Origin of the sequence: Methylomonas rivi (genome assembly GCF_024505165.1) — a bacterium.
Lineage (GTDB): Bacteria > Pseudomonadota > Gammaproteobacteria > Methylococcales > Methylomonadaceae > Methylomonas > Methylomonas rivi.
In genome coordinates, this window is record NZ_JANIBK010000131.1 from 1 (window position 1) to 11,329 (window position 11,329).

Below are 11,329 nucleotides of genomic sequence, written 5' to 3' on the forward strand. Positions count from 1 at the left end.
CGTCGAAATAGGCGCGCCGATACCAGGCGCCGTCCCAGCCTTCCGCTTCCACCGCTGTCTTCAGTTGCGCCGCATGTTCGCGCCAACGCCCGGCGCGCCCGGTTTCGCCCAACCGCTCGGCGACATCGGCGAATTCGGTCAAGGTCGTAATCAGAAACCAGGCCAGCCACACGCTCTCGCCCTGCCCTTTGTTACCGACCCGATTCATGCCGTCGTTCCAGTCGCCGCTGCCCATCAACGGCAAACCGTGCGCGCCGGTGGCCAAACTCAGATCCAATGCCCGCGCGCAATGCTCGAATAAAGTGGCTGTTGTCGACGATTCGCCGGGATGGAAATAGGCGTCGTCCTGCTCCGTGCCCAATACCGGACCCTCCAGAAACGGCAACAATTCCGCCAACACTTCGCTATCGCCGCTCACTTTCAGGTAATGCGCCACCGCATAGGGCAGCCAGACCCGATCGTCGGAAAAGCGGGTGCGTACGCCGCGGCCGGTGGGCGGATGCCACCAATGTTGCACATCGCCCGCTTCGAACTGGCGCCCGGCGGCGCGCAAGATTTGCGCGCGAGCCAGATCGGGTCTGGAAACGGCCAGCGCCATGCTGTCTTGCAGTTGGTCGCGAAAACCAAACGCCCCGCCGACCTGATAAAAAGCCGCCCGCGCCCACATCCGGCAACTCAAGGTTTGATACAGCAGCCAGCCGTTCAACAGCAAATCCAGTTCCCGGTCCGGGGTTTTGACTTGCACCTTCGCCAATACCCGCCGCCAGGACTGCTTCACGAGTGCGAACGTGTCCGCCGCGTCGGTGGCGCGGTAGCGTTGGATCAGCTCGACGGCCTGCGCCCTATCTTTACCCTGCCCCAGTAAACAGACTATCTCGATCCGCTCATTCGGCGCCAGCTCGATGGCCGTTTGCAAGGCCGCGCAGGGATCGAGTCCGGCACCGGCGCGGTTTTTCAGCGGTTTGCGGCTTAGCAAACCGGCCGGCGCATCCAGGCTACCGTTACGGCCGACGAATTCGGTGCGATTGGCGGTAAATCCGCTCTGGCGCCCGGCCAGATCGGCAAAGGCGATGCGGCCGCCGAATTCCCGGTCCCAAGGGTTATAAGCCAACACGGCACCGGTTTCCGGATCCTGCTCGGTAATAATATGCGGCGCGGTGACGTTGCGCGAGGCACCGAGCACCCATTCCAAATAAGCCGTCACCGTCAGTCGCCGGCTGCGACCGGAGATATTGGTCAAGGTTAACGATGAGATTTTGACCGGATCGTCCGGGCTGACGAATTGCAACAGTTCGCTATGAATACCATGCGAAGCATGCTCGAAACTACTATAACCCTGGCCGTGACGGATCAGATAAGCGGCGTTTTCAACCCGGATCGGCAGCGCGGTCGGCGTCCATAGCTCATAGCTATCGTCGTCGCGCAGATAAAACACCTCGCCCGGCGTATCGCCGACCGGATCGTTGGACCAGGGCGTCAACTGGTTCTCGCGGCTGTTGCCGCACCAGGTGCAACCGCTGCCCAACTCGGAAACCGTGAAACCGAACTCCGGGTTGGCGATGACATTGACCCACGGCGCCGGCGTCCATTGGCCCTTGTCCAGCACGATCACATATTCGCGGCCATCCTCGGCAAAACCGCCCAAGCCGTTGAAAAATTCCAACTCCGGCAGCGCCAAGGCAGGCGCCTCGGTTTCCTGAACAGGCAGAACTTTCGGGGCAATAAATGCCGATTCCGGGCGCGGATGCCGCAACAATTGCTCGGCCAAGGTACCGCGATTACCGACCAGCATCGCCCGCGCCGCCGTTTGCAACAACCGCCGCTCTTCCATAGACAGCCGGCTGGCCGGCAGCACAAAAACCGCTCCCGGATTTTCATGTTCTTGCGCGGCCGAACGCGCCTGACTCTCGCGCATCAGGTTTTCCAGCAAATTCTGCAAGTCCTCGACGTAAGACGTTTCCTTCTCGTTGAGGATCAGCAAGTCGACGGCAAGGCCTTTGATGCGCCAATACTCATGAGCGCGCAGCAATTGATCGACCATTCCGCGATGCTCCGGCTCGCTGACGCGCAACAATACGATGGGCCTGTCGCCGGAAATGCCGTAGCGCCACAGCCCGCTGACATCTAAGGTGTTCAATTGCATCCATTTGCCGGCCGGCCGCAACGACGGATCGGCAAAGATCAAGCGATTCGCCAGCATTTGAAACAACTGCGCCTCGTCCGGCTTGGTCCGCAAGTGGCGCAATTGCACATGGGCATGGGTCCAGGCCAGGGCCGACACCCGCTCCCAGGCCGTGACACTGTGATATTTGTCGGCAAGATCCGCTGCCGCCTGTCTCGAAGCGGCGACCAGCGTGGTGAAAGTCAAATGTTCGGTAGCGCCGGCGGCGACCTTGATGCGGGTGCGCAGACTGAAGATAGGATCGAGCACCGATCCCACCGTGTTGCTCAACGGCCGGCCATCCATCACCGCAATCGGTGCCCGCAAGTTTTGTCCGCGGCCGATAAAGCGGGCTCTATCGGTTTCGTATTGCAAACCGTCGCCGGTTTGCCGATCCGCCAGCACATGCGCCGCCCACAGTTGCGCATCGCCGGCCGCGCGTTGCCGGCGATGCGCCAGCAACGCCCGTGTTTGCGGCAGATACTCGGTGTGAATAAACAGATTGGAAAAAGCCGGATGGGCAATGTCGGCCGGCATCGGCGCCAGCACGATCTCGGCATACGAGGTTACTTCGATTTCCCGCTCGCGCATGCCGTTATTGGTCAAGCTCAGACGGCGGATTTCCGCGTCGTCTTCCGGCGACACCACGATTTCCAGAGTAGTGACGATGGCACCGTCGCTACGGGTAATCCGGGCGCGATCTTCGACGAACACCACGTCATACTGCTCCGGCCTGACCGCCGTCGGCTGGTAACCGGCCGACCAGACGTCGCCGTTTTCGACATCGCGCAGGTACAGGAAACTGCCCCAGGCATCCAGTGTCACATCCTCGCGCCAACGGGTTACCGCCAGATTTCGCCATAGGCTGTAGCCGGCACCGGCGGCGGTGATCATCACCGAATAACGGCCGTTGGCCAGCAGATGCGAGGACGGCACCGCCGACATCGGTGTCGGCACGCGCCGCACCGGCGGCTGCACGGTATCCTTGACGTCCGACAAGGCTTGCAGCAGCGGCAGGGTTTCCGTATCCGCGCCATGCGGAATGCGTTCCTGCAGCAATAAATCCGCCGACTGAATCAATGCCGCGCGGTGAAAACGATGCCGCATAATGCCGTCATGTACCACATTGGCGAAGGCCACCAAGGACATGCCCTGATGATGCGCCATATAACAGCGCACCATCGCCACCTTTTGCCCTTCCGCCAAGCGGATCGGCGTGAAATCCAGGGCCTCGAAGAAACCGAAACGTCCCAGCGCGCCTTGGCGTTCCAGGCTGGCGAAGTTTTCCACCGCGGCATGCGGCAAATACATGGCCGCCAAGGCCGTGGCGTAAGGGGCGATTACCAATTCCTCGCCCAAGCCGCGTTTCATACCCAGGCCGGGCACCCCAAAGGCGGAGTATTGATAAGTCATGCTTAAATCGCGGCCGTTGAAGGCGGATTCGGACACGCCCCAGGGCACGCCGCGCGCCCGGCCGTACTCGATCTGCCGTTTGACGACCAAGCGGCAGGTCTGGTCGATCAGACTATAACGCGGGGTAAAGGTCACCAGCGACGGCATCAGATATTCGAACATCGACCCCGACCAGGACAGCAACACGGTGCCATGCGCGGCGCGGGTCACCCTGCGGCCGAGATGAAACCAGTGCGTACTGGGCACGTCGCGCTTGGCGATGGCGATAAAACTGGACAAGCGTGCCTCCGACGCCAGCAAATCGTAATAACTCGGATCGATAACACCTTCCGCCACCCGGTAACCGATGGCGAACATGTGGCGGCCGGTATCGTAAAGAAAGCGAAAATCCATATCCCGGAACAGGCTTTCCAGCTGCGCGGCCATATTGTCCAGACGATCGCTCAAGGCCGTAGCCAATTCTCCGGCTCTACATAAGAGAACGGCCGATGCGTTCAGATCGGCAGCCGTCATCTCGCCTGTCGACGACCGCATTAAATCGGCGCACGCCCTATAACCGGCGGCAAGGTCGCACAACGGGGTTGCCATGGTTAGCTGTTGTTTTAATTGCGCAAACACGGCCGGCGTCATTTCCGAAGGCTCCCTTGAGCGAGCGCCGATGGGGAAATGCAGCCACGGCATCAGACTGCCGACATCCTTGGCATGCGAGCGAATGTCTTCGCACAACAGACCGGCCCAAGCCAGCACCTCGTTGTCATGGCTATCGCCACGTTCGGCGGCATAAGCATTGGCAAGATCGAAAAGCACGCCGGCGCAAACGCTGAGCTGCTGCCACAGACGGCTCCATGCGGCCGCATCGGCGGGACGGTTGGCCAGAAGTTCGCCAAGCGCCGCGTTTTTTTGGCGTAGTTCGGTCAAGGTCACCGTCAGGGTGCGCGGTTCGCTGCCGATAAGGCTCAACGCGTTCGACAGCAAGCGATGAGTGTCGGCCGTTCCGGCCAACGCGGCGGTAAAATTCAGCGGCCGCTCCCGCATTTCCCGGCAGGCTTGCGCCAAAGTCAACAGATGTCCGGCCAGGTTGCCGCTGTCGACGGTCGACACGTAACGGGGTTCCAGTATGTGCAAATCCCGGGTGTCGTACCAGTTGTAAAAATGCCCATGCAAGCGCGGCAGGGCGGACAGTGTCGCCAAGGTTGCTTCCAGCCGCTCGACGGTATCCTGCAAACCCAACCAACCGAAGTCCCGCGCCGCGACGACGGACAACAAATAAAGCCCGAAATTGGTCGGCGAACTGCGGTGCGCTACCACCGGTTGCGGATCTTCCTGAAAATTATCCGGCGGCAGATAATGTTCCTCCGCCGTGACGAAAGCGGTGAAAAAGCGCCAGACCCGTCTGCCGTAAAGGCGTAGTTGCGCGCTATCCTCAGCCGACAGGCTTTCGGCTTTATCCAGCCTGGGCGGCAGACTCAAGGCCCGAGCGACCACGGGCGCCAACCACCACAACAACAGAAAGGGCGCGGCATATTGGATGGCGGCCGGATTGCACAGCAACACCAGGGCCGCGGCCCCCATCACCACCGTGGACGAATGACTTAGCGGCCGAATCAAATTTTTCAGCGCATGCCCTGCCCCGGCTTTCGCCTGCAAGGCCGTCACCCACTTCAGCAATTTGCGGCGAGTGATAAACAAGCGCACCAGCGTGGTTACGATGGCATCGGTCATCGACCAAGCTTGCTGCGCCAGCAAGGTCAGCGCCACCAGACTGTTGCCGCAAGCCCAAAGCAGGTTTTCGGCGGCCCCGCGCAGGTGCGTGGTCAGCGAAATGCCGCGCCGGGGCACGCTAAAACCACCGGCCAGCGCTAAAATGGCCGGAAAAGCCAAGGCAACCAGCACAAAGCCGACCAACGGCCATAACGGCGCGGCCGGAATAGCCCAACTCGCCACCAGCGCCGAAAAGGCTGCCGGCGCCGACAGCGAGCGGCGCAGATTATCCAGCATCTTCCAGCGGCCTATCAGCGGCATGCCCCGGCCGGACGCGCCGAAAATCCAGGGGATGAGTTGCCAATCGCCCCGCACCCAGCGATGCTGCCGCGATGCCGCCACTTCGGTGTGGGACGGAAATTCCTCGAAAAACTCGATGTCGCTGACCAAACCGCAACGGACATAAACGCTCTCGAATAAATCGTGGCTGAGTTGGGTATTGTCCGGTACCCTGCCGGCCAATGCCGCTTCGAAACTATCGACATGGTACAAGCCCTTGCCGCTATAGGTGCCCAGCGCGAACAGATCCTGATACAGCTCGGATACCGAGCTGGAGTAGGCGTCGGTACCGGAAGCGCCGGCAAAGATCCGGTGAAACAGCGAATGCTCCTGGCGTTGCGGCAAGGTCGGCGTCACCCTCGGCTGCAAAATGCCGTAACCATCCACGATAGTCCGGCTGACGGGATCGAATACCGGCCGGTTGAGCGGATGGGCGGCCACACCGACCAATTGGGTAACGACACCCATCGGCAGCTTGGTGTCGGCATCCAGGGTAATCACATAACAAACGCCTGCCGGTGCAACGGCAGGCCGGCCGGCTATCGGCAGGAACGAGGTGTCGGTAGCTCCGCGCAGCAGGCGGTTAAACTCTTGCAACTTGCCGCGCTTGCGCTCCCAGCCCATCCACTTGCCTTCGCCGGCATTCCACAAGCGCTTGCGGTGAAACACAAAGAAACGTTGCGAACCGTATTTGGCATTCAATGCCTCTATTCCACCCATGGCGACGCTCAATAGCCTTTCGTCGCCGGCCTGATGTTCCTGTTCGGCATCCGTCCAATCCGACAACAACGCAAACCGCACTTCGCCTACTGGATTGGCCAGATAACGAATTTCCATCTGCTCGATTTGCTGCCGGACGCCCGCTTCGCTGGCAAACAGCGTCGGAACCACCACAAAGGTGCTCAATTCGACCGGAATGCCGTCTTTTAGCTCTAATCTCGGCATATGGGAGGGCGGCAGGCCGGCAACGATGAGCTGATTCATCACGCCGACGGCAATATCCGAGGCCGGAAACGCAAAAACCGAGGCCAATATACACAGCGACCAGTAGGTCAATCCGGCGGCCATTGCCGCGCTCAACGGCAGCGCCAGCAACAGCAGGGCCAATAACGCCAGACTGCCGATATAGGCCGAGCCGGCGTGGCTGACATAAGCGCGCAACAGGCGCCGTCTAAGCGTTGACCGATATTCGACGTCGGTTTCGAATCCGTAGCGCCCGGCACCGATCAGATAATAGCCGGGCTCCAGCCGGCGTTCGTCGGCAGCGCCTTGCGACGCCGCCTCATGAATCTTGTCCATCACCAGCCGCGCGATGTCCACCTCCGAACGCGGCGAACGTTTGGCCAGTTCTTCGACCGCGTGGCGGTAACGGTCGCGGGTCAAAAAATCCATCGCGGCGTAACCCCGATGGCTGCGCAGACAAACATCCACCAAACTGGCCTCTTCGACAAAATCGGGCCAATCGAAGGCGGAAATGGCACGCATGCTGGTAATGATGTTGCGGACCGTCAGATTATCGGCGATTTGCGCCGCATGCTCGCTATGCACGATGTCGTCGAGACTGCGGTTTTGCTCTTTGAGCCAGTCATTGAGAAAATCCAGAGAAATCGATACCGCGGGATGGGGATCGTGCGAGCGCTGTAAAAGCTGTACGGCAAACGCCTGCCGCAACGGCTCGGCCGGCAGTTCACCCAAGGGAATCGGCGGGTCCGGCCTGTCGCTGTGGGCGATGATGCTTTCCACTCTATCGACGAACTCGTCGGCCAAGCGGCGGCCGTTTTGCGAGCGCATGATGCTGACGGCCAGGCGGCGCAGGTTCTCGACCAACAAAACCCGCAAGGTGATCGGTATCGCCCACAATTCGCCGAGCCTGAGCGGCTCGACGCCTTGGTAGGCGTTAACGAACAGACTAAGCAAATCCGGCGCGAAGCGGCTGTCGGTGTGCGCCACCAATGCCCAGGCGATGCCGTAGACCCGCGGATAACCGGCCAGCACGCCTTCGGCCAGTTTCGGCAGCTCGCGCGCATAGCTTTCCGGTAGATCGGCATGAATGTCGCTGAACTGCTCTTCGATGACGTGAAAATTGTCCAGCAGCCACTCGGCCGCCGGCGTGATGGCGTGTTGCTCGCGCACTTCCCTGGCTACGGATTTGTAAGCCTCGAGTAAGACCAGGGCATTCTCGCGTACCCGCGGAATCAGTTTACGTCCTTGCTTAAGGCTAGTGACTTTTTGCGCCCTCGCCAAGCTTACCGCATGCTGTTCCAGACGCTCGGTGTTGAACACCTCGAAACGAATCGGCGTTTCTTCGCCGCCCGGATGTTCGCTTCTCGCATGCCGTCTTTGTTCTCGCCGCTTGGCCATGGCTTGATTCTCCGAATCTAAATTGGTCTATCGCATATACATTTTCGGCGTCCAGGTTTTGGTTCCGGAATTGAAGACGTCATGGCGCGCAAGGCATGTGTTGGCCCGAATGCAATCGGGCTCAGCCATGCCGAAAAAAGGGGGGGCTAAATCTTGCCCAACAACAGTAAAATCAATAAAACGGTCAGTACCAATCCCAGGCTGCCGCTGGGCCCATAGCCCCAGGCACGGCTATGCGGCCATACCGGAATAACGCCCAATAGCATCAGAATAAGAACGACCAGCAAAATGGTGCCAAGCGACATGGTAAGCCTCCAGTGAAAACAAATAGAATAAGAACGATCCCAAAACTTCGTCGTGTTGGTTTTAGGGCAGTTAGCTCTTTAGCGGTGAATAAGCCCCAAAATGCCCACGACGATCAAATAAACCGCCACGAAATAATTTAAGAACCGGGGTATCAGCAGGATTAAGACGCCTATCACCAGAGCCAGTAACGGTTCGATAGCTAAATTCATGGCATAACCTCCTCAAATGGACGAAGCCAAAGCTTAATGGCAAGTCCCGACAGAGTCTGTACGCTATCGCACACACCTGCTCGAAGCATACGTCCTGACGCCGGCCAGGGTTTCGATACGGGAAAACTCCAGCATGAAGCGATGCAGATAGCGCCTGAACTCCGCCGCGCTATGCCGGGGCTGAAAGGCGAAAGTGGTGGATCACATGTACCAGAATTCGGTTTTAAAAAACGCCGGCGACAGCCAGTCGGTGATGCAGGTCGCGGCCAACGTAGCTTCGTCGGTCTGGCTCAGTTTCAGCAATTCGATGCGGTCCGCATCGAAAAACCCATCGACGTCACCGGCACCTTGGCCCGGCGGCTATCCACCAGTCTGGCCAGCGAATGCGACTTGTGCCGTGCGTTGAATTCAACGGTTTCCTCGAACACCGACTTGCCTTCGTGCTCGACCGAGGGTATCGATTTATACAAATCCCAGGTGCATTCGTAATTGTCGGTGGTCAACATCCGGCCGCCGCGCATCGAAACCCCAAATTGGGATCGCCGGCGCCGTCCAGACTGCCGCCCAAATTCGGCGCCGCTTCCAGGATGAAAATATTTTCTCCGGGTATGCCGGCGTCGCGAATCACGAAGGCCGCCGCGGCCAGCGACCCGATACCGCCGCCCACGAGGTAAGCCTTTGCTTTTGTCTTCATCTCGATTCGTCCTGAAATAGCGTTGCGGTCGTTAGGCGATTAAAAGCCGAATCGCTGTTACTTTAATTTGGCGGCAACCTCGGCCAGACCGGTTTTAAGATCGTCCCAAACCTTGTCGGCGGTGTCTTTCAAAGCTTCCCAGCCCTCGTGGCCGGATTCCTCCAACTCCGCCAGTTTTGCTTGGGCGACTTGCTGCTTGGCGTGTAAGGCATTCAGCTCTTCCACATAATTCAGTTTTACCAGCGCCGCCGCTTTCTCGGTTTTCTCGGTTAACTGGTCGATCTCGGCACTCCATTCTCGCAGTTGGGTTGCCAATATTTCGATGTATTCGTTTTTGGTTTTCATGGATGTCTCGTTGATGATGGGCGTAAAGAGGATATTAGCCGGGCTTTATGGCTCCGGCGCGCACAGCTGGCAAGTTACACGCGCTTGCTTGAAATCGCTAATGACAGTATAACGCCGCCCATAAGCGGCGTCGGTACGCTGGCGCACATAAGGGCGATTATCGGCGTTCCGGCCACGCAAACGCCAACGGCGCGCGGGTGCTATCGTTTACCGTGACGGTTTTATGCATGAGGCGTGCTTGATAATCGACGCTAACGCCGTAGCGGCCGGGCTTGAGTTTGACGAACAGCATGGGGCCGTCGGTTACGGTTTCCAGGACAATTTTACCGCCCGCATCCTTGATGGTGACATTGACGCCACTCAGATAATCGCCCGAACCCTGCGTCGAAAATATCAGTCTCAAGTTATAGTCGGTACCGATGGCTTGCAGCCGCTCCCGTTCATCACTCCCCACGCCGCCGCTGATAAAACTCACATCGCCCTGCGTTTGCGGCATGATCGAAGCCTCTTGGGCAAACACCCAAAAACTCAGCATCATCCAGGGTATGATTAACTTTAATTTCATAAAAAGGCTCCTCCTCGCCCGCAATCCGTAGCCGGGTAAAAACATAAGCCGACTAGCGTGTCGCTATATTGCCGTGTTCATCGGACAGGATGACTTCTACCCGCCGATTCAATTGGCGACTGGCGGCGGTATCGTTATCGGCCACCGGATATTCCTCGCCGTAGCCACGGGTTTTGACCCGGTCGCTGCTGACTCCGCCATCCACCAAGGCCGTGCGTACCGCATAAGCGCGGCGGTCGGACAGTTCCTGGTTATACGCGTCGCTGCCGCGACTGTCGGTATAGCCTTCAACCAATACCTTGTAGCCGGGATATTGGGTTAGAAAATCAGCCAGTTTGTCGACATTGCGCAGGCCGCCGGTTTGCAAGCCGGCTTTACCGGTGCGGAACAACACATCGCCGAGGGTAATCACCAAACCGCGAGCGGTTTTCTTGGCGTTCAATTCGTTGATCAAAATATTCTGTTGGGCGATCAAGGCCTCGTCACGTTCGCTATTCGCGCCGGCCATGACCAGTTCGGCCGCTTGCCTCTCCACGGTTTGTTGGCTCAAGGCCGCTTGCCGTTTAGCCGCATCCGCTTCGGCGGTTCTGGCATCGAGACGCACTTGATTGCGGCTGCCCTCGGCGTTATTCACGGCGGCCTCGGCTGTTTTGCGCTTGGCGGTGGCCCGAGCAATAGCCACTTGTTGAGTGGCAACATAAGCCAGATGGTTGACAGATTCGTCGTCCTCATCCTCTTCGTAGGCGCGATCGGCTTTTTTCAGCGTATCGCCGGCCTGTTTCATTTCCAGTTCCGCCAAGGTACCCACTTCGGAATTGATGCGGGCGTTGTTGTAACTGTTATGCGCATCGACCAACGATACGTTGGGCTCCGTGGCGCAGCCGGAAACAATCGCGGCCGCCATTAGGGCCGTTAAATATCGGTAGGTTTGCATGGTTAACTCCTTTGAGGATTACTGGACGTTACGGTCGATTTCTTCGCGCAGCACGCGATTGCCTTCCTGCAATGCGCTCACGGCTTTTTGGGCCTTGGCGGCACGCGCGGTCACGGCGGCCAGTTGCGCATCGACCTGGGCTTGTTCGGCGAGCCGCTGGGCCCGCAGATAATCTTCCCGCATCATCGCCTGCTCGGCGGCGGCCATTTTTTCAATCGCCGCCCTGAACGGTATCGGCGCAAATTCGTTGCCGCCGGCGCTGCTGGCACCGGTTACCGCCGCTTTGGACACCGCCATTTGT

At 59.0% G+C, this 11,329-nt stretch carries 7 protein-coding genes and 1 pseudogene; all 8 read right to left on the reverse strand.

Annotation, left to right across the window (positions count from 1 at the left end):
* The coding region (locus NP596_RS16990; RefSeq protein WP_256616582.1) for a GH36-type glycosyl hydrolase domain-containing protein at positions 1-7,975 on the reverse strand (7,975 nt) is incomplete at its 3' end.
* Between the two features lie 146 nt (positions 7,976-8,121).
* Positions 8,122-8,280 (reverse strand): DUF3309 family protein, encoded by a 159-nt coding sequence (locus NP596_RS16995; protein WP_256616583.1) that lies wholly within the window; start codon positions 8,278-8,280, stop codon positions 8,122-8,124.
* 78 nt (positions 8,281-8,358) lie between these two features.
* Positions 8,359-8,490, reverse strand: coding sequence for a DUF3096 domain-containing protein (locus NP596_RS17000; protein WP_150047961.1), 132 nt, complete (start codon positions 8,488-8,490; stop codon positions 8,359-8,361).
* 63 nt (positions 8,491-8,553) lie between these two features.
* A pseudogene (locus NP596_RS22095) lies at positions 8,554-9,184 on the reverse strand (oleate hydratase).
* Between the two features lie 57 nt (positions 9,185-9,241).
* The gene (locus tag NP596_RS17020) at positions 9,242-9,529 is read right to left on the reverse strand and encodes a sll1863 family stress response protein (RefSeq protein ID WP_256616586.1); all 288 of its coding nucleotides are present in this window, start codon (positions 9,527-9,529) and stop codon (positions 9,242-9,244) included.
* 157 nt (positions 9,530-9,686) lie between these two features.
* A complete protein-coding gene (locus tag NP596_RS17025) occupies positions 9,687-10,094 on the reverse strand; it encodes a carboxypeptidase regulatory-like domain-containing protein (RefSeq protein WP_256616587.1) in 408 nt (135 codons plus the stop codon).
* A gap of 52 nt (positions 10,095-10,146) precedes the next feature.
* A complete protein-coding gene (locus NP596_RS17030; protein WP_256616588.1) occupies positions 10,147-11,028 on the reverse strand; it encodes an OmpA family protein in 882 nt (293 codons plus the stop codon).
* Positions 11,029-11,046: 18 nt separating this feature from the next.
* Positions 11,047-11,329 (reverse strand): DUF4398 domain-containing protein (locus NP596_RS17035; RefSeq protein ID WP_256616589.1); only part of this gene is annotated, 283 nt, incomplete at its 5' end.

Bases quoted from the DNA above. Each gene is read 5' to 3' on its own strand.
- NP596_RS16995 (WP_256616583.1), bottom strand. From the start codon at position 8,280: ATGTCGCTTGGCACCATTTTGCTGGTCGTTCTTATTCTGATGCTATTG.
- NP596_RS17000 (WP_150047961.1), bottom strand. From the start codon at position 8,490: ATGAATTTAGCTATCGAACCGTTACTGGCTCTGGTGATAGGCGTCTTA.
- NP596_RS17020 (WP_256616586.1), bottom strand. From the start codon at position 9,529: ATGAAAACCAAAAACGAATACATCGAAATATTGGCAACCCAACTGCGA.
- NP596_RS17025 (WP_256616587.1), bottom strand. From the start codon at position 10,094: ATGAAATTAAAGTTAATCATACCCTGGATGATGCTGAGTTTTTGGGTG.
- NP596_RS17030 (WP_256616588.1), bottom strand. From the start codon at position 11,028: ATGCAAACCTACCGATATTTAACGGCCCTAATGGCGGCCGCGATTGTT.